At 60.0% G+C, this 18,547-nt stretch carries 20 protein-coding genes and 2 pseudogenes; 13 read left to right on the plus strand and 9 right to left on the minus strand.

The genetic code is table 11. From position 1 onward, the window contains the following. Positions 1 to 132 precede the first annotated feature (132 nt). Positions 133 to 1,527 carry an argininosuccinate lyase gene (argH, locus tag ACA044_RS29700; protein WP_497444419.1) on the plus strand — a complete coding sequence of 465 codons (1,395 nt, stop codon included), beginning with the start codon at positions 133 to 135 and terminating at the stop codon, positions 1,525 to 1,527. Positions 1,528 to 1,622: 95 nt separating this feature from the next. On the opposite strand, the gene ACA044_RS29705 is transcribed toward argH, so the two are convergent. Beyond that, positions 1,623 to 2,282, minus strand: coding sequence for a glutathione S-transferase family protein (locus ACA044_RS29705; RefSeq protein ID WP_497444420.1), 660 nt, complete (start codon positions 2,280 to 2,282; stop codon positions 1,623 to 1,625). A gap of 125 nt (positions 2,283 to 2,407) precedes the next feature. On the opposite strand from ACA044_RS29705, the gene ACA044_RS29710 reads away from it, so the two are divergent. The 3 genes from ACA044_RS29710 (at position 2,408) to ACA044_RS29720 (ending at position 6,288) form a co-directional block, all read left to right on the plus strand. After that, on the plus strand, positions 2,408 to 2,692 hold the full coding sequence (locus tag ACA044_RS29710) for a hypothetical protein (protein ID WP_497444421.1): 285 nt from the start codon (positions 2,408 to 2,410) through the stop codon (positions 2,690 to 2,692). Positions 2,693 to 3,000: 308 nt separating this feature from the next. Then, complete coding sequence (locus ACA044_RS29715; protein ID WP_007894898.1) at positions 3,001 to 3,246, plus strand: TIGR02647 family protein; 246 nt, start codon at positions 3,001 to 3,003, stop codon at positions 3,244 to 3,246. A 195-nt stretch (positions 3,247 to 3,441) separates the two neighbouring features. Continuing rightward, positions 3,442 to 6,288, plus strand: a complete 2,847-nt coding sequence (locus ACA044_RS29720; RefSeq protein ID WP_497444422.1) for a class I adenylate cyclase — start codon at positions 3,442 to 3,444, stop codon at positions 6,286 to 6,288. Between the two features lie 7 nt (positions 6,289 to 6,295). On the opposite strand, the gene rnk is transcribed toward ACA044_RS29720, so the two are convergent. The 3 genes from rnk to cyaY form a co-directional block, all read right to left on the minus strand. Next, positions 6,296 to 6,706 (minus strand): nucleoside diphosphate kinase regulator, encoded by a 411-nt coding sequence (gene rnk, locus ACA044_RS29725; RefSeq protein WP_497444423.1) that lies wholly within the window; start codon positions 6,704 to 6,706, stop codon positions 6,296 to 6,298. Positions 6,707 to 6,995: 289 nt separating this feature from the next. Then, the gene (locus tag ACA044_RS29730; RefSeq protein ID WP_497444424.1) at positions 6,996 to 7,214 is read right to left on the minus strand and encodes a DUF1289 domain-containing protein; all 219 of its coding nucleotides are present in this window, start codon (positions 7,212 to 7,214) and stop codon (positions 6,996 to 6,998) included. Positions 7,215 to 7,218: 4 nt separating this feature from the next. After that, on the minus strand, positions 7,219 to 7,551 hold the full coding sequence (cyaY, locus tag ACA044_RS29735) for an iron donor protein CyaY (RefSeq protein WP_223429530.1): 333 nt from the start codon (positions 7,549 to 7,551) through the stop codon (positions 7,219 to 7,221). 307 nt (positions 7,552 to 7,858) lie between these two features. Here cyaY and lptM point away from each other — a divergent pair, with 307 nt between their 5' ends. From lptM to ACA044_RS29765, 6 genes are read left to right on the plus strand one after another with little or no spacing between them, the layout of a single operon-like run. Further along, positions 7,859 to 8,029, plus strand: a complete 171-nt coding sequence (gene lptM, locus ACA044_RS29740) for an LPS translocon maturation chaperone LptM (protein WP_074871901.1) — start codon at positions 7,859 to 7,861, stop codon at positions 8,027 to 8,029. A gap of 9 nt (positions 8,030 to 8,038) precedes the next feature. Continuing rightward, positions 8,039 to 9,286 carry a diaminopimelate decarboxylase gene (gene lysA, locus ACA044_RS29745; RefSeq protein ID WP_007894881.1) on the plus strand — a complete coding sequence of 416 codons (1,248 nt, stop codon included), beginning with the start codon at positions 8,039 to 8,041 and terminating at the stop codon, positions 9,284 to 9,286. Between the two features lie 4 nt (positions 9,287 to 9,290). Then, entirely contained in the window at positions 9,291 to 10,121 is an 831-nt protein-coding gene (dapF, locus tag ACA044_RS29750; RefSeq protein WP_497444425.1) for a diaminopimelate epimerase, read from the plus strand. A 13-nt stretch (positions 10,122 to 10,134) separates the two neighbouring features. Then, a complete protein-coding gene (locus tag ACA044_RS29755) occupies positions 10,135 to 10,860 on the plus strand; it encodes a DUF484 family protein (protein WP_497444426.1) in 726 nt (241 codons plus the stop codon). Between the two features lie 2 nt (positions 10,861 to 10,862). Further along, a complete protein-coding gene (xerC, locus tag ACA044_RS29760) occupies positions 10,863 to 11,762 on the plus strand; it encodes a tyrosine recombinase XerC (protein ID WP_018927532.1) in 900 nt (299 codons plus the stop codon). Next, complete coding sequence (locus ACA044_RS29765) at positions 11,759 to 12,463, plus strand: HAD family hydrolase (protein WP_497444427.1); 705 nt, start codon at positions 11,759 to 11,761, stop codon at positions 12,461 to 12,463. The genes xerC and ACA044_RS29765 overlap by 4 nt, the downstream gene beginning before the upstream one ends. A gap of 199 nt (positions 12,464 to 12,662) precedes the next feature. Here ACA044_RS29765 and sutA read toward each other — a convergent pair whose 3' ends face one another. The 4 genes from sutA to glnK form a co-directional block, all read right to left on the minus strand. Then, complete coding sequence (gene sutA, locus ACA044_RS29770) at positions 12,663 to 12,986, minus strand: dormancy-specific transcriptional regulator SutA (protein WP_497444428.1); 324 nt, start codon at positions 12,984 to 12,986, stop codon at positions 12,663 to 12,665. A 103-nt stretch (positions 12,987 to 13,089) separates the two neighbouring features. Beyond that, positions 13,090 to 13,515, minus strand: a complete 426-nt coding sequence (locus ACA044_RS29775; protein WP_007989493.1) for a secondary thiamine-phosphate synthase enzyme YjbQ — start codon at positions 13,513 to 13,515, stop codon at positions 13,090 to 13,092. A 214-nt stretch (positions 13,516 to 13,729) separates the two neighbouring features. Then, positions 13,730 to 15,067, minus strand: coding sequence for an ammonium transporter (locus ACA044_RS29780; RefSeq protein WP_497444429.1), 1,338 nt, complete (start codon positions 15,065 to 15,067; stop codon positions 13,730 to 13,732). A gap of 35 nt (positions 15,068 to 15,102) precedes the next feature. Continuing rightward, positions 15,103 to 15,441, minus strand: a complete 339-nt coding sequence (gene glnK / locus ACA044_RS29785) for a P-II family nitrogen regulator (protein ID WP_002555808.1) — start codon at positions 15,439 to 15,441, stop codon at positions 15,103 to 15,105. Between the two features lie 417 nt (positions 15,442 to 15,858). Between glnK and ACA044_RS29790 the strand changes: the two genes are divergently transcribed. Together ACA044_RS29790 and ACA044_RS29795 are read left to right on the plus strand one after the other, a co-directional pair. Further along, positions 15,859 to 16,119 carry an accessory factor UbiK family protein gene (locus ACA044_RS29790; RefSeq protein ID WP_008076132.1) on the plus strand — a complete coding sequence of 87 codons (261 nt, stop codon included), beginning with the start codon at positions 15,859 to 15,861 and terminating at the stop codon, positions 16,117 to 16,119. 438 nt (positions 16,120 to 16,557) lie between these two features. Continuing rightward, complete coding sequence (locus ACA044_RS29795; protein WP_497444430.1) at positions 16,558 to 17,079, plus strand: BRO-N domain-containing protein; 522 nt, start codon at positions 16,558 to 16,560, stop codon at positions 17,077 to 17,079. An 11-nt stretch (positions 17,080 to 17,090) separates the two neighbouring features. Here the strand turns inward: ACA044_RS29795 and ACA044_RS29800 are convergent. Continuing rightward, positions 17,091 to 17,186 (minus strand): annotated as a pseudogene (locus ACA044_RS29800) (HigA family addiction module antitoxin); the annotation flags it as partial. Positions 17,187 to 17,562: 376 nt separating this feature from the next. Here ACA044_RS29800 and ACA044_RS29805 point away from each other — a divergent pair. After that, positions 17,563 to 18,408: pseudogene (locus ACA044_RS29805) on the plus strand (YifB family Mg chelatase-like AAA ATPase); the annotation flags it as partial. Positions 18,409 to 18,547: the final 139 nt, after the last annotated feature.

The following is an 18,547-nucleotide window of genomic DNA, read 5'->3' on the forward strand; positions in this document are numbered from 1 at the left end:
GCTTGCTTCAAGTATGGGTCGCACGGTGAGAAAAAAACGTATCGACCAGTGTCAGCGACAGGATTGGCAACCCTGTTATTATCCGCGACAGCGTTCCACACCATCTTTCTTCAAGCCGATACGAGCGAATTCATGAGCACTGACAAGACCAATCAGTCCTGGGGCGGCCGCTTCAGTGAACCCGTCGACGCCTTCGTCGCCCGCTTCACCGCCTCCGTCACCTTCGACCAGCGCCTGTATCGCCACGACATCATGGGCTCGATCGCCCACGCCACCATGCTGGCCAAGGTCGGCGTGCTGACCGATGCCGAGCGCGACAGCATCATCGATGGCCTGAAGACCATCCAGGGTGAAATCGAGGCCGGCCAGTTCGACTGGCGCATTGACCTCGAAGACGTGCACATGAACATCGAAGCGCGTCTGACCGACCGCATCGGCGTGACCGGTAAAAAACTGCACACCGGCCGCAGCCGTAACGACCAGGTCGCCACCGACATCCGCCTGTGGCTGCGTGACGAGATCGACCTGATCCTGGGCGAAATCACCCGTCTGCAACAAGGCTTGCTGGAGCAGGCCGAGCGCGAAGCCGGCAGCATCATGCCAGGCTTCACTCACCTGCAAACCGCGCAGCCGGTGACCTTTGGGCACCACATGCTGGCCTGGTTCGAAATGCTCAGCCGCGACTACGAGCGTCTGGTGGACTGCCGCAAGCGCACCAACCGCATGCCGCTGGGCAGCGCCGCACTGGCCGGCACCACTTACCCGATCGACCGCGAATACACCGCGCAACTGCTGGGTTTCGACGCTGTCGGCGGCAACTCGCTGGACAACGTGTCCGATCGCGACTTCGCCATCGAGTTCTGCTCGGCCGCGAGCATCGCGATGATGCACTTGTCGCGGTTCTCCGAAGAATTGGTGCTGTGGACCAGCGCGCAGTTCCAGTTCATCGATCTGCCGGACCGTTTCTGCACCGGCAGTTCGATCATGCCGCAAAAGAAAAACCCGGACGTGCCGGAGCTGGTTCGCGGCAAGACTGGCCGGGTATTCGGCGCGCTGATGGGCCTGCTGACCCTGATGAAAGGCCAGCCCCTGGCCTACAACAAGGACAACCAGGAAGACAAGGAACCGCTGTTCGACGCCGCCGACACCCTGCGCGACTCGCTGCGGGCCTTCGCCGACATGATCCCGGCGATCAAGCCCAAGCACGCGATGATGCGCGAAGCGGCGCTGCGTGGTTTCTCCACCGCCACCGATCTGGCCGACTACCTGGTACGCCGCGGCCTGCCGTTCCGTGATTGCCATGAGATCGTTGGCCACGCGGTGAAGTATGGCGTGGACAGCGGCAAGGACCTGGCGGAAATGAGCCTGGAAGAACTGCGCAAGTTCAGCGACCAGATCGAGCAGGACGTGTTTGCCGTGCTGACCCTGGAAGGCTCGGTGAATGCCCGTGACCATATTGGCGGGACTGCGCCAGCGCAGGTCAAGAAGGCTGTTGCTCGCGGTCAGGCGTTGCTCGCCAGCCGTTAAAAGCTTCGCGGGCAAGCCTCGCTCCTACAGGGGACTGTGTTTGTCCTTGTAGAGCGAGGCTTGCCCGCGAAGGCATTCTCAAGATCGTTACACGTCTACTTTTTGGACGCGATCATCTCCAGAAACGCAGGCATCGCCGCGTCCTTGTCCTTTGCGATCCGCTGCACATGCGGACTCTGCTCCAGCCGTTCCAGCAGCGCCCTGGCCGCTGGCATCTCGGCCAGCAGATCAATATCGAACAGCTTCTGTGCCACGGCACAGGCCAACGGTACGCTGTAGAAGAAATACAGATCGGCCACGCTCAGGCTGTCACCCGCCACATAAGGGGCGAATTTGCCGTGTCTGCCCAGCGAGGCAAACCCCAGCAGTAACTCTGCCTTGGTCTTTTCCTGGATAGCGTCCGGTACCGTCATGCCAAAGAACGCCGCTGGATAACAGGCGCGTCCGGGCAGTTCGATGTACAGCTCGATTTCCTTGGCCAATGCCAATGCCCTAGCCCGCTCGAAAGGATCGCTAGGCAGCAGCGGCGTGCCTTTCTGGCTCTGTTCGAGGTACTCGAGAATGATGCTGGTTTCGTTGATAAAACCTTGTTCGACGCCCAGCACAGGAACCTTTCCACGTGGGCTGATAGCTAGCGCCTCGGGGGTAGTGCCTGGGTAAAACGGCACCTCTTCAAACGGCAGTCCCTTCTCCAGCAACGCCAGCTTGACCATGTTGTAGTAGTTGCTGACGCAAAATCCATAAAGCTTGAGCATTACATAGCCTCCAGGCCGTGCAGGGGGTTGGCAGCGCCAGTTATAGAACGCCCGGGCACTTCTTGCCAGCAGCATCACAGCGCTGAATGCAGGTAAACTGGCCGCCTTTCCTTGAGGAGCCTGCCATGAGCGAGCAAAACGACATCGACAACGACGAAGAAGAGTTCACCGAAACGACGCTGATCGAAGCGATCGAGAACCAGATCGAAAGCGATAACCCGCCAGCGGCCAAGGCGACCTTCAACAAGCTGACCCTGGTGGGTTACGAGCGTGAAGAAATCCTCAACCTGATGGCTCACGTGCTGGCGGTGGAAATCGACGCGATCCTCGAAGAAGACCGCGCGTTCAACACCGAATGGTACGAAGCGGCCCTGCGCGCGCTGCCAGAGTTGCCACCGGAAAAGAAATAAGCCAACCCTGTCACGGGGCTTTTGTGGCGAGGGAGCTTGCTCCCGTTCGGCTGCGTAGCAGTCGCAAAGCTTTTGGGGCCGCTTCGCGACCCAACGGGAGCAAGCTCCCTCGCCACAGGCAAGCCCCCTCGCCACAGAAGCCCGCCGCCACATCGATTGTCACCAATCAGTACCGCCTTGCTCCAGACGCTGACTAAACTGGAAACCACCCCGAGGCGAAAAACCCTGTTACGAGCACTGGACATGCTGCGCGAGTGGGATCACCTTAGGAGCGCTGTCGTCCAATTCCTAGAAAGTCTGGAGTCCTTATGTCGCTTACCCCTGAGTTGGTTGCCGAACTGGAAATCCTCGCCCTCTTCAACCTGGACAGTTCCCAGGAAGGTTTGAAAATTCATCAGACCGCTGCCCCGAAAGCCATTGCCGCCGCCCAAAGACTGTTCGACAAAGAATTGATCACCCAGCCCGATGGCGGTTATCTGACCAGCCTGGGTCGTGACGCCGCGCAAAATGTACAAACCGTTCTAACCATTCTGTCCGTGCGGGAAACAGCCTGAGCATCACTGCATCGCCCACGGAAAGCTCTGTCACGGGATTTCCGCGGGCACACTTTGGTGCCCGCTGTTGCCGCGCGATAAAAATCTGACGCCAGAAAAACAAAATCAGCTTAAAAGTCCCGGGGCCGAGGCGCTAAACTGCCCCTCATTCTGAGCCCTCCCACGTCCGAGCCCCGCGAGCCGGATTGAGCTGACATGACCCGTACCCATGAAATCCGCCCCGATCTGGACGAGGGAATCGACCGCAAGGTTCTCAGCCAGCTGCGCGCCCGTTTTCTGAAGCTCAACGAGGGCCGCATGGCCCGTGCCATGGAAGGGTTGTCGACCCGCCAGCAAGCGGTGCTGACACTGCTGCCGCTGTTTTTCCACGTCAATCATCCGCTGTTGCCGGGTTACGTTTCGGGTAGCACCCCGGCCGGGCTGTCGAATTTCGAGCCTGATGCCAACACTCTCGCCGAAGCCCAACGCCTGACCCGCTCGTTTTCCTATAAGCCACGCCACGGCAGCAATCCGCCGCGACCGATTCACGGCCTGTTCCTGATGGGCAGCCTTGGCACCCTGGCCCAAGCCGACCAGAGCGACATGGACGTGTGGGTCTGTCACGGGCCGGACTTGAGTGAAAGCGAACTCTCTGAGCTGCGCAAGAAATGCCAGTTGCTTGAGATATGGGCCGCCAGCCAGGGCGCCGAGGCGCATTTCTTCCTGATCGACCCGGCGCGCTTCGTCTTGGGCGAGCGCGACAATCAACTCAGTTCGGAAGACTGTGGCACCACCCAGCACTATCTGCTGCTGGACGAGTTCTACCGCACCGCAATCTGGCTGGCCGGACGCACCCCCATCTGGTGGCTGGTGCCGGTTTACGAAGAAGCGGCGTATGACCGTTACACCCACACACTGCTTTCCAAGCGCTTCATCCGTGCCGACGAAACCCTGGACTTGGGGCATCTGGCATATATCCCGCCCGGGGAGTTCATCGGTGCCGGGCTCTGGCAGTTGTTCAAAGGCATCGAGTCCCCGTACAAATCGGTGCTCAAACTGCTGCTGACCGAGGTTTACGCCAGCGAACACCCCAAAGTCCACTGCCTGAGCCTGCGTTTCAAGCAGGCCGTGTTTGCCAATCAACTGGACCTCGATGAGCTGGACCCGTACATCGTGGTTTACCGGCGCATTGAGGAATACCTCACTGCCCGGGGCGAACTGGAACGGCTGGAGTTGGTACGCCGCGCCCTGTACCTGAAGGTCAATCGCAAGCTCACCGGCAGCAGCGGTCGCACCCAGAGCTGGCAGCGTTCGTTACTCGAACGCCTGGCCCACGAATGGCATTGGGATCAGCGCCAGCTGGCGTTGCTCGACAGCCGCAGCCAGTGGAAAGTCCGCCAGGTCAGCGCTGAACGGCGGGCTTTGGTCGGCGAGCTGAATTACAGCTACCGCTTTCTGACACAGTTTGCCCGCAACGAGCAGGCTGTCAGCCTGATCAACAAACGTGACCTCAATGTGCTGGGCCGGCGGTTGTACGCGGCCTTCGAGCGCAAGGCCGACAAGGTCGAATTCATCAACCCGGGCATCGCCCCCGATCTGGCCGAAGACACTCTGACGCTGGTGCAAGCCCCGAACAAGAAAGAACCGGGGCAAACCCAATGGGGTTTGTACAACGGCAGCCTGACCACCCACGAGTGGGAGCACTTCGTCCCCATCAAGCGCAGCCGCCAGTTACTGGAACTGCTCACCTGGTGCCATCGCAACGGCGTAATCGACAGCAGCACTCGTCTGGCCCTGCACCCCGGCACCAGCGACTTGAGCGAGTTCGAACTGTTCAACCTGCTCGGCAGCCTGCAACAAAGCATCGCCCTGCCCCTGACCACTGTCGCCGAAGAGCCTTTGCTACGCGCCAGTGTGCCGAGCGAAATACTGATTCTGGTGAACGTCGGCGTCGATCCGCTCAAGCACCATCGCGACTTGAACATCCTGATGACCACCGAGCGCACCGATTCCCTGAGCTACGCCGGCGTGCGGGAAAACCTGGTACTGACCCTGGACCAGGTCACGCTCAACAGCTGGAACGAAGTGCTGGTCAGCCGCTTTGACGGCCCGCACGCCCTGCTCGACTGCCTGCGCGATTACCTCAACAACCTGCCGGGCGGGTCACAGCAGCCCAAACTGCGGGTGCGTTGCTTCTGCCACAACCGCGCGCAATTCATTGCCCGGCGGGTCGAAGAAATCCTCGATACCGCGCAAAACCTGCTGCTGAGCAAACTCAATCATCGTTACCTGATTCAGGTCCAGCAGCATTACCACGTGCTGGAGCTGGTGCCTGGCCAGGTCAATCACGTTGCCCTCGCCACGTTGCCGGCACTGCTTGACTACCTCGGCGAGGAACTGGCGAGCTACAGCCCGCTGCATCTGGACTCGATGGCACTGGAAGACCACGACCTGGCGCTGATCCTGCCCATGGGGCAACCCGACTGCATTCAGGTGTTCTACCGGATCAACGAACACCAAGCCGATTTGTACGTACTGGATGAATTCAATGCCCTGTGGCAACAGCGCTTGCCGTACCACGACGAACAAAGCCTGCTGGTGCCGCTGCAACGGTTCCTGCAGTCGATCCAGTACCGGCGCGATGCCTTACTGCCGATGGACGCAGCCCAGCCGCTGAGCCTGGAGACGTTGTGTTACCAGTTGTTGCCTTCAGGTACCGCACGGGCGCGTCGGGTCGAAGCCCGGCCGGTGCCGCAAACCCCGGTCAATAAACCGTTCTATGACGTGCAGGCCATCGTCGGCAAAGCCGCACCGGGGCAGGTACAGGTCACGTTGTACTGCAATCAGCAGGAATTTTCAGAGCTGGAGCATGGCGACCAACTGTTCAGCGTGGTCGCCCGGGAAATCGTCGAGCAGCGCCGCGAGACCGAACGCTATCGCTGCTACATCACCGATCTGGACCTGTCGGGCCTGCTCGGTGATGGTCAGAGTTCAAGCCATCTATATCTGCGCTACAAGGCCGACCTGGAGCGCGCATTGAACGAGGCGCTCGAGCAGGTCTGAAGGGATGTCATTCCGGAAAGGCGCCGCCATTGGCAGGCTGCGATTCGACTTCCAGCAACGTTAGTTTGAGGGTCTTGCCGCCTGGTGCCGGCCAGTCGATATGCTGGCCAACCTTCAGACCGAGCAACGCACTGCCCACCGGCGCCAAAATGGAAATCCGGCCTTCGTCGGCGTTGGCATCCTTGGGGTAAACCAGGGTCAGGTGATAGTCCTTGCCGCTGCTTTCTTCACGGCAATGCACTTTGGAATTCATGGTCACGACATCGGCTGGCACATCTTCGTGACCGACCAGGGTATCGGCGCGATCCAGTTCGGTTTGCAGCGCGATAACGCCCGGCAGCGTGTCATCCAGGCTGTCGATCAGGCGCTCCAGACGTTGTACGTCCAGACGGGTAAGGGTAATGGAAGGTGCGGTCATGATCAGGGCAGACTCCTTTCTTCTGCACGAAAAAAGCAAAACCCCGCCAGAAAAAGGCGGGGTTTTCACGAGCCTCGATGGGTTGAGGCGTCTCTGGACACTATCACAGCTCAATAAATATACAAGTCAGGCCGCTGAACGCCCTCTTTAGGGTTGGCGAGTAACTTTGTGGCGAGGGAGCTTGCTCCCGCTGGGGAGCGTAGCGGCCCCGAAAAGCTCACGACTGCTGCGCAGCCGAACGGGAGCAAGCTCCCTCGCCACAAGTAAGCATCGTTACCCAATAGAGTTATCAGACCGCAGATTTACGCTGGAGAGCCTGCGCGCAAATCACCCGCCGCCGATCATCATCGGCCGAACGCCATTCGCGAATATCTTCGACATGGCGCAAACACCCCAGACAGACCTTCTGCTCATCCAGCCGACACACACCGCTGCACGGCGAAGGCACTGCCGGGCTGACGTTGCTATAGAGCGGTTTGAGCGGACGAACGGGCGCGGGCGGGGTCACGATTTCACAGACCTTCGAAATCGAGTTCGACGTCGGCTTGCTGTTTGACGATGCGCTCAAGCATCTCACCCAGTTGCTCGTCGCTCTTGTCGCACATCCAGCGCTTGCTCTCTTCGTCGTAATCGAAGTGGAAGCCACCGGATACGGCCGCCAGCCACAGCTGACGCAGCGGTTCCTGACGGCTGAAGATCAACTGGCTGCCGTTTTCGAACTTGACGGTGAGCACACCGGCCGAGCTCTCCAGATCGATATCCAGGTCACACTCGTCAAAAATATCCTCCAGCGTCTGCTGGGTGGCATCGACCAGATCGTGGAAACGGGCTTCAGTCAAACTCATTGCGGGAACCTCAAAAAGTGTCTACTCACGCTCAAGCGCCGCAAGATACGGGCGAGCCCCGATGATTGCAAAGAATAACGTCCAAGCACCGATCTGTGGGAGCGGGCTTGCCCGCGAAGGGGCCAGCCCATTCAACATCTTTGGTGACTGACCCACCGCTTTCGCGAGCAAGCCCACTCCCACAGGGATTGCACCTCGCCGGACAACATCAGGCGAAGCCCCGCCGGACGGGAGGCGCGTCGCATAGGCAAGCTGCCGGGTGGCCGGTATACTCCGGCGCAATTAATGCATTTTCAAGGATTTCGCCATGAAGCGCCTGATCTCTTCCCTTGCTGCGCTCGTCGCGGTCGCCTGCCTTGTATCGGCCTGTGGTCAAAAAGGCCCGCTGTACCTGCCTGATGAAAATCAGGATCCTGCAGAGCAAGCCAAATCGTCGCAGCAGACTCCGTCGAAAGCACACAAGCACGACGTCTACTAAGGGAACGCTATGGACGCTTTTAACTACCGTGACGGTGAGCTGTTCGCGGAAGGTGTTGCCCTGTCCGCCATCGCCGAACGCTTTGGTACACCGACCTACGTCTACTCCCGTGCCCACATCGAAGCCCAGTACCTGGCTTACGCCGATGCGCTGGCTGGCATGCCGCATCTGGTCTGCTTTGCGGTCAAGGCCAACTCCAACCTGGGTGTACTGAATGTCCTGGCGCGTCTGGGCGCAGGTTTCGACATCGTCTCCCGTGGCGAGCTGGAACGTGTACTCGCCGCTGGCGGCAGCGCCGACAAGATCGTCTTCTCTGGTGTCGGCAAGACCCGCGACGACATGCGTCGTGCACTGGAAGTCGGCGTGCATTGCTTCAACGTCGAATCCACCGATGAGCTGGAACGTCTGCAAGTGGTCGCCGCCGAGCTGGGCGTTCGCGCGCCGATCTCGCTGCGCGTGAACCCGGATGTCGACGCCGGCACCCACCCGTACATTTCCACCGGTCTGAAAGAGAACAAGTTCGGCATCGCCATCGCCGACGCCGAAGACGTGTACATCCGCGCCGCGCAGCTGCCGAACCTGGAAGTGGTCGGTGTCGATTGCCACATCGGTTCGCAACTGACCACCCTGCCGCCATTCATCGACGCCCTCGACCGCCTGCTGGGCCTGGTCGACCGCCTCGGCGATTGCGGCATTTACCTGCGCCACATCGATCTCGGTGGTGGTTTGGGCGTGCGTTATCGCGATGAAGAGCCGCCGTTGGCTGCCGACTACATCAAAGCCGTGCGCGAGCGTCTCGACGGTCGTGACCTGGCGCTGGTGTTCGAGCCAGGCCGTTTCATCGTCGCCAACGCCGGCGTGCTGCTGACCCAGGTCGAGTACCTCAAACATACCGAACACAAAGACTTCGCCATTGTCGACGCGGCCATGAACGACCTGATCCGCCCGGCGCTGTATCAAGCCTGGATGGACGTCACAGCCGTGCGCCCGCGCAATAGCGCCGCTCGCGCCTACGACATCGTCGGCCCGATCTGCGAAACCGGCGACTTCCTGGCCAAGGATCGTCAACTGGCCCTGGAAGAAGGCGACCTGCTGGCCGTGCATTCGGCCGGTGCCTACGGGTTTGTCATGAGTTCCAACTACAACACCCGCGGCCGTGCCGCTGAAGTGTTGGTGGACGGTGATCAGGCATTTGAAGTGCGTCGCCGTGAGACGGTAGCCGAGTTGTTTGCCGGCGAAAGCCTGCTGCCGGAGTAAAACCATGCTGCTGCGTTTTACCAAGATGCACGGCCTGGGCAATGACTTCATGGTTCTCGACCTGGTCAGCCAGCACGCGCACATCCTGCCAAAACACGCAAAGCTTTGGGGCGATCGGCACACAGGGATCGGTTTCGACCAGCTGCTGATCGTCGAGGCGCCCAGCAACCCGGACGTGGATTTCCGCTACCGGATCTTCAACGCCGACGGCTCCGAAGTGGAACAGTGCGGCAACGGTGCGCGCTGCTTCGCCCGCTTCGTGCTCGACAAGCGCCTGACCGCCAAGCGGCTGATTCGCGTCGAGACCAAAAGCGGCATCATCGAACTGGACATCCGCAACGATGGCCAGATCAGCGTCAACATGGGCGCTCCCCGCCTGGTGCCGGCCGAGATTCCATTCGAAGCGCCGACTCAGGCCCTGAGCTATCAGGTCGACGTCGACGGCACCCCGGTCGAACTGGCTGCGGTGTCCATGGGCAACCCCCATGCCGTGTTGCGGGTCAGCGACATCAACAACGCACCGGTGCATGAACTGGGGCCGAAAATCGAACATCACCCGCGCTTCCCGGCGCGGGTCAATGTCGGTTTTCTCCAGGTCATCGACCGGAACCGCGCGCAGTTGCGCGTCTGGGAACGCGGGGCCGGGGAAACCCAGGCGTGCGGAACCGGCGCTTGTGCTGCCGCAGTGGCCGCGATCAGCCAGGGGTGGATGGATTCGCCGCTATTGATCGACCTGCCCGGCGGGCGTCTGTCCATTGAATGGGCAGGCCCTGGCCAACCGGTCATGATGACCGGCCCGGCAGTGCGCGTATACGAAGGACAAGTGCGTCTTTGAGTGAGCGAAATCCATGACCGACAAGCCTCAGATTCCCGCCCTACAGCCCGACGAATCCCCTTCCGAAAGCCTTGAGGCGGCGGCGATTGCCGCGTACCTGGAGGCTCATCCGGATTTCTTCATCGAGCATGAAGAACTGCTCCCGGCCCTGCGCATTCCGCACCAGCGCGGCGACACCATTTCGCTGGTCGAACGCCAGATGACGATTCTGCGCGACCGCAACATAGAGTTGCGTCATCGCCTCTCCCACTTGATGGACGTGGCCCGCGACAACGACCGCCTCTTCGATAAAACCCGTCGCCTGATTCTCGCGCTGATGGACGCCACCAGCCTGGAAGACGTAGTAATCAGTGTCGAAGACAGCCTGCGCCAGGACTTCCAGGTGCCCTTCGTCAGCCTGATCCTGTTGGGCGACAACCCGATGCCGGTGGGTCGCTGGGTGACACATGCCGACGCGCAAACAGCCATCGGCGGCTTGCTCTCGGAAGACAAAAGCGTCAGCGGCAGCCTGCGTGAGCACGAACTGGACTTCCTGTTCGGCGAAGAACAACGCAAGCAGATTGGCTCCACCGCCGTCGTCGCCATCAGCCACCAGGGCATCCACGGCGTCCTCGCCATCGCCAGCCGCGATCCGCAGCACTACAAGAGCTCGGTGGGCACGCTGTTCCTGAGTTACATCGCCGAAGTCATGGGCCGCGTGCTACCACGGGTCAATAGCTCCCTGCGCTCGGTACGCTGACCATGGAACGACAGCTGGACGCTTACTGCGAACACCTGCGCAGTGAGCGACAGGTGTCGCCGCACACGCTGTACGCCTACCGCCGCGACCTCGATAAGGTACTGGGCTGGTGCGTCAAACAGAACATAGGCAGTTGGGCCGCCCTGGACATCCAGCGCCTGCGCAGCCTGATCGCTCGCCTGCATGCTCAAGGTCAATCGTCCCGCAGTCTGGCGCGGCTGCTCTCGGCAGTGCGCGGGCTCTATCACTATCTGAACCGCGAAGGCCTGTGCGACCACGACCCGGCTAACGGTCTGGCACCGCCCAAGGGCGAACGTCGGCTGCCGAAAACCCTCGACACCGACCGTGCGCTGCAACTGCTTGAAGGCGCGGTGGAGGATGATTTCCTGGCGCGTCGGGATCAGGCGATTCTGGAACTGTTCTATTCCTCCGGCCTGCGACTTTCGGAACTGACCGGGCTCAACCTCGATCAGCTGGATTTGGCTGATGGAATGGTTCAGGTGCTTGGCAAAGGCAGCAAGACTCGACTGTTGCCAGTGGGCAAAAAGGCTCGCGAAGCGCTGGAGTTATGGTTGCCGTTACGGGCAATGACCAACCCGGCGGACGACGCGGTGTTTGTCAGCCAGCAAGGCCGGCGCCTCGGCCCTCGGGCGATTCAGGTGCGGGTCAAGGCCGCCGGCGAGCGCGAGCTGGGGCAGAACCTGCATCCGCACATGTTGCGACACTCCTTCGCCAGCCATTTGCTGGAGTCCTCTCAGGACCTGCGCGCGGTGCAGGAATTGCTCGGCCACTCGGACATCAAGACCACCCAGATCTACACCCACCTGGACTTCCAGCACCTGGCGACGGTCTACGACAGCGCCCATCCACGGGCCAAACGCATTAAAGGCGATGATTCATGACCATCCAATTGATCACCTTCGACCTCGACGACACCCTGTGGGACACCGCCCCGGTGATCGTCAGCGCCGAAGCCGTATTGCGTGAATGGCTGACCGAGCATGCACCGAATCTGGGCGCGGTGCCGGTTGAGCATTTGTGGTCTATTCGTGAACGGATTTTGAGCAACGAACCAAGTCTCAAGCATCGTATCAGCGCCTTGCGTCGGCGGGTGCTGTTCCATGCGCTGGAAGAGGCCGGTTACGGACATGCCGAAGCCTGCGACCTGGCCGATCAGAGTTTTGAAGTGTTTCTGCAGGCGCGCCATAAGCTGGACATCTTCCCGGAAGTGCAACCGACCCTGGAAATTCTGGCCAATAACTATGCGCTTGGCGTGGTGACCAACGGCAATGCCGATGTGCGTCGCCTGGGGCTCGCGGATTACTTCAAGTTTGCCCTGTGCGCCGAAGACATCGGCATCGCCAAGCCGGATGCGCGACTGTTCCATGAAGCGTTGCAACGTGGCGGTGCGACGGCCGAGACGGCAGTGCACATCGGCGACCATCCCGGCGACGACATTGACGGCGCCCAGCAGGCGGGGTTGCGGGCAATCTGGTTTAACCCGGCGGGCAAGGTGTGGGAAGCGGAGAAGGCGCCGGATGCCGAAATTCGTAGCCTGAACGAATTGCCGGGGTTGTTGGCGCGGTGGAATTCGGTTTCGTAGCGTTTTCGAGATCGCCTTCGCGGGCAAGCCTCGCTCCTACAGGGTTTGTGTCGTACGCCAATTAAGTGAACGACACAAATCCTGTAGGAGCGAGCGGTGCGGCGATCCGACTTGCCCGCGAAGCTCTTCGGTCCACTTATCCTCACCCATGAAAAAGCCCGCAGCGACGGCGGGCTTTTTCAGCAAGCAGGAAGCAGGCTCAGATAGGTCGGCTGCCGTACTTGTTATCAGGTTTCTTGGGAGGATCGGCGACCACATTGGCCTCCACTTCCTGCACCTTGCCACCCCGCGCCAGAAACTCTTCCATGGCCTTGGCCAGGGCATCGCGTTCCTTGTTCTTGGCTTCGACGCTCGGCAGCTCATCGACCGATACCGCAGCCTTGGCCTTGCCTTTGGCCGTTGGAACGGGCGCATCACCGCTGTCATCTTCAGCGACATCTTCTGCCGCCGCTTCAAGGCCTTCTTCGGTTTCGTCTTCGTCGCCTACTTCGAGGTCGTCGTTTTCCAGATCATCGTCGCTCATGTTCTACCTCATGACTTGCGAAAAGCAGATTAGTTATAGCCCAGCTTTGCCGTCTGTCGACGGCTGCCGGAAAAAAATCAACCACCGCTGGTAACCAGCGGTTTTATGCCCCTTCACCGTGCACGGTGGCGAGGACTTTACGGGCACCGCCATGATCACGGTGCTCGCCCAGATAAACACCTTGCCAGGTCCCTAACGCCAGTCGGCCTGCCGAGATCGGCAAACTGAGCTGACAGCCAAGCACGCTGGCCTTGAAGTGCGCCGGGAGGTCGTCCAGGCCTTCGTCGTTATGCTCATAGCCGTCTGTTCCTTGTGGGATCAGACGATTGAAAAATCGTTCGAAGTCGCGACGTACCGCCGGATCGGCGTTCTCGTTGATGGTCAACGACGCCGAGGTATGCTGTAGCCACAAATGCAACAGACCGACCCGACACGCCTTGAGTTCAGGCAAACCGGCAAGTAACTCGTCCGTTACCAGATGAAAGCCCCGGGGCCGTGCCCGCAGGGTAATCAGAGTCTGTTGCCACATACAGTTCTCCGCACGTTCGGGGCGCATTCTAGCGCGCTCTGGGAAAAAACAAAGGCCCTAATATTCCTTCAATCGTGTAAGCCATTGGCCGTAGAAAAACGCCCGTCGTAAACACGACTGAACGTGTCTGAAAAAACCTTTCAGCCCTTCCTTCACCGACAAACTCCAGACAAAAAAATGCCCGGCAAGCCGGGCAATTTTTTTATGCGCGTGCTTACAAGTTGTAGCCGCGTTCGTTGTGGAGCGCCAGATCGATGCCGACAGCCTCTTCTTCCTCGGTGACACGCAGACCCATGACGACGTCCAGGACCTTGAGGATGATGAAGGTGACGATCGCGGTGTAGATCACAGTGAAGCCGACGCCTTTGCACTGAATCCAGACTTGTGCGGCAATGTCGGTGACGGTGCCGAAGCCACCCAGGGACGGTGCTGCGAACACACCGGTCAGGATCGCGCCGAGGATACCGCCGATACCGTGCACGCCGAAGGCATCCAGAGAGTCGTCATAACCGAGTTTGCGTTTCAGGGTGGTCGCGCAGAAGAAGCACACCACGCCCGCCGCCAGACCGATCACCAGAGCGCCCATCGGGCCTACGGTGCCAGCTGCCGGAGTGATTGCAACCAGGCCGGCCACAACACCCGAAGCGATACCCAGTGCGCTTGGCTTGCCGTGGGTGATCCACTCGGCAAACATCCAGCCCAATGCCGCAGCGGCGGTGGCGATCTGGGTCACCAGCATCGCCATGCCGGCAGTGCCGTTGGCGGCAGCCGCAGAACCGGCGTTGAAGCCGAACCAACCGATCCACAGCATCGCGGCGCCCATCAGGGTGTAACCGAGGTTGTGCGGGGCCATCGGGGTGGTCGGGAAGCCTTTACGCTTGCCCAGTACGAGGCAGGCAATCAGACCCGCCACACCGGCGTTGATATGCACCACGGTGCCGCCCGCGAAGTCGAGCACACCCCAATCCCACATCAGGCCGCCGTTGCCGGACCAGACCATGTGCGCAATCGGTGCGTAAACCAGGGTGAACCAGATGCCCATGAAGATCAGCATGGCGGAGAACTTCATCCGCTCGGCGAAGGCACCGACGATCAACGCTGGGGTGATGATGGCGAACGTCATCTGGAAGGTGATGAACACCGCCTCAGGGAACAGTGCCGCAGGACCGGTCAGGCTCGAAGGTGTGACACCGGCGAGGAACGCCTTGCCCATGCCGCCGAAGAACGAGTTGAAGTTGACGACGCCCTGCTCCATGCCGGTGGTGTCGAACGCAATGCTGTAGCCATAAATGACCCACAGAATGCTGATCAGACCGGTAATGGCGAAGCACTGCATCATCACGGAAAGAATGTTTTTGGAGCGAACCATGCCGCCGTAGAACAGCGCGAGGCCGGGAATGGTCATGAACAGCACGAGGGCTGTCGAGGTCATCATCCAGGCGGTATCGCCGGAGTTGAGGACTGGGGCTGCCACTTCGTCTGCCGCCATGGCCAGGCCGGGCATGACGAGGGACAACAGGGCTCCTAGCCCTGCGATTTTACGCAGAGTCATATTGTTTTCTCCTGGGGCGTTGGGTTTGTGGCAGCTTAGATTGCGTCGGTATCGGTTTCGCCGGTACGGATGCGAATCGCCTGTTCCAGATTGACCACGAAGATCTTGCCGTCACCGATCTTGCCGGTGTTGGCAGCCTTGGTTATCGCCTCGATAACCCGGTCCAGATCCTTGTCGTCAATGGCGACATCGATCTTCACCTTGGGCAGAAAATCGACCACGTACTCCGCGCCGCGGTACAGCTCGGTGTGACCCTTCTGCCGACCGAAGCCTTTGACTTCAGTAACGGTAATGCCCTGCACGCCGATCTCGGACAACGACTCGCGCACGTCGTCCAGTTTGAACGGCTTGATGATGGCAGTGACTAGCTTCATGAAAACTCTCTCCCGATTTGGTGGACTTGCCCCAGGAAAACAAACCCGACTCAAGTCTAAGCGCAGTGCCTGGCTTTGTAACGCATCGTCGGCCTTACCTGCCCGTCCGACGCCAGCTAACCACTCCGCACGAAACTTCCCCCGTTCCGCTTGGCGCACTGCATTCGTCACAGCGACTGCATCAGTGCATGGGTCACCAGCGACTAAGCAGAAAGCTTGCCATCTATCCAAAACCCATTGATTTCAAGCCCTTGGCCGCTGCCGCAGGCCCCTCCAGCCGATTGACGCAACAGTTACGCACAACAACAGTGCACCGCCATCCACTCGCATGCGCGAAAAGCGTGCATCGCCGCTGCCGAGATTGACTATAGACACTGCGTGGTACACTGCCCGCCATTGTTGACAGGACATTTCCCCATGCTCGCGCCCAAAGACTTCCTCGACGCCCTGAGCGGCACCGCCTCCCGCCTCTTCAGCGGCGACACCCCACTGCCGAAAAGCGAAATCGAAAGCCAGTTCAAGGCCCTGCTGCAGAGCGGCTTCAGCAAGCTGGATCTGGTGAGCCGGGAAGAATTCGATAGCCAGATGGTCGTGCTGGCCCGAACCCGCGCACGGTTGGAGAGCCTTGAGGCGAAAGTGGCGGAGCTGGAAGCGAAACTGAATCCACCCGCCGAGTAATCCCACCGCTCCCAATGTGAACCCCGATCTACTGTGGGAGCGGGCTTGCTCGCGAATAAGGTCGGAACGACCTTCCGACTCACCTGTAGGAGCTGCCGAAGGCTGCGATCTTTTGATCTTAAGCCCCGCAAACATCCCGGCAACGTCCTACAAAGATCACCACCGCCGTCCGATTGCGCCGTGAAGCCAAGGTTCCTAAGCTCATCCTCAGCTGAATATTCAGCACTGGGTTTGGCGACCTGGAAACCCCCGACGCACCGCGACCACATTCGAACAGGGAACTTTTCCCATCCCGAGTTATGGCGGCTGTGCGTGGGAGACCTTCGGGTCTGCCGGATTTCGGGGTTCACCGGTTCGCCAACCCACGTACAGCTGCCACCCTTTTCGTTTGGCGACGATCAGAGGCAGTTTTCTTCACTCGCCCCCGAGAACTGCACCATGGACGAAAACTATCTAACCCCCCACGTCTTCACCCGCCACAAACTCCACCTCCACGCCCTCCTCCTGGAAAACCAGGCCTGGTTCAGCGCACGCGACCTCGGCCGATTGCTCAGGCTTTTCCTGGACGAACGAGCGCTACGCAAACTCGATCCCGACCAACACCAGAATCTGCAGATGCTCATCCACGGCACCGTCGAAAACACACTGCTGATCAGCGAGTCCGGCGTCTACGCGTTACTGATCTACCACTACTGCCCCGAATACCGAGGCCTGCGCGAATGGCTGACCCACGACGTAGTGCCAGCCCTCAGAGACGCCCAGCAACCCACCTCAACCGAACGCCCGATTCTGAGCCTACTGAATTGGCCGGAAATGTCTTTGAGTTTGCTGCACTGGAATAACCAGCCGTGGATTCGGTTGCAGGATGTTCCGCAGCTGCTGCCGAATGAGGAGCGCCCGCGAGGTACGGTCAATGCACCGTGGTGGAAGCGTGCTTCGCGGGTGCTGCAGTCTTTTTAAGTAGCCGAAGCTCAACCACGCTCGATTTCGGCTCTTCGCTGATCGTAGGTCGATTGCAGGTTTAGCCAGAACTCTGGCGTGGTTTTCAGGTAGAGCGATAGCTTCTTTCACCGAAGTCCTTCATTTATCCAAGACCAGTCCTACAAAAAAATAGCTGCCGCGGCTGATTACGCCTAAATACCAGCCGCGGCATAACCTTTGTAGCAGCTGCCGAAGGCTGCGTTCGGCTGCGCAGCAGCCGTAAATCAGATCACTCGGTGCATCAAACAGACCGTACAACTCGAATTTACGACTGCTGCGCAGCCGAACGCAGGCTTCGCCAGCTGCTACGGATCGCGTTACGACTTCACTGACTGGAATCAGCTCGCCACCCCAGCAACATCCTGCGAAAGTTTGGTTACTCCGCCGCCACGCTAAATCCTCTGCCCACGACTACCCTTCAAAAACCGCAGGAAGCGGTGCTCTTCAGCTCAAGGAACGACCATGTCCCTATCCATCGTCCACAGCCGCGCCCAGATTGGCGTTGATGCGCCCGCTGTTACCGTAGAAGTCCACCTGGCCAACGGTTTGCCATCGCTGACGATGGTCGGTTTGCCTGAAGCCGCCGTGAAGGAAAGCAAGGACCGGGTGCGCAGCGCGATCATCAATTCAGGCCTGCAATTTCCAGCGCGGCGTATCACCTTGAATCTCGCTCCAGCCGATTTACCGAAGGACGGCGGGCGGTTCGATCTGGCGATTGCCTTGGGGATTCTGTCGGCCAGTGTACAGGTGCCGACGTTGACGCTGGACGACGTGGAGTGCTTGGGAGAGTTGGCGCTGTCGGGCGCGGTGCGGGCGGTTCGGGGTGTGTTGCCCGCTGCGCTGGCGGCGCGCAAGGCCGGGCGTACGCTGGTGGTGCCGCGGGCGAATGCCGAGGAGGCGTGCCTGGCTTCGGGGCTGAAAGTGATTGCGGTGGATCATTTGCTGGAGGCCGTCGCGCATTTCAACGGCCACACGCCCATCGAACCCTACGCTTCCAATGGCTTGCTCTACGCCAGCAAACCCTATCCAGACTTGAACGAAGTGCAGGGACAACTCGCGGCCAAGCGTGCCTTGCTGATTGCAGCGGCGGGGGCTCATAACTTGCTGTTCAGCGGACCGCCAGGGACGGGGAAAACGTTGTTGGCGAGTCGTCTGCCGGGGCTGTTACCGCCATTGGCCGAAAGCGAAGCGCTGGAAGTCGCGGCAATTCAATCGATCGCCAGTTGTGTGCCGTTGAGTCATTGGCCGCAGCGCCCCTTCCGACAGCCTCACCACTCTGCGTCTGGCCCGGCACTGGTAGGCGGCGGTTGTGACATTTGAAAATAAATGTAACTGAACGGAAATAGATGCAACTGGAGCGCCGTTTGAACTCACGACTGATTTTCCAGCTCGCCCAGTAAATACGGGCCGTACACCAAGGCTGGAGGGCTTTTGAAAGCTGCGCGCG

Source organism: Pseudomonas sp. LBUM1673, from assembly GCF_059695645.1.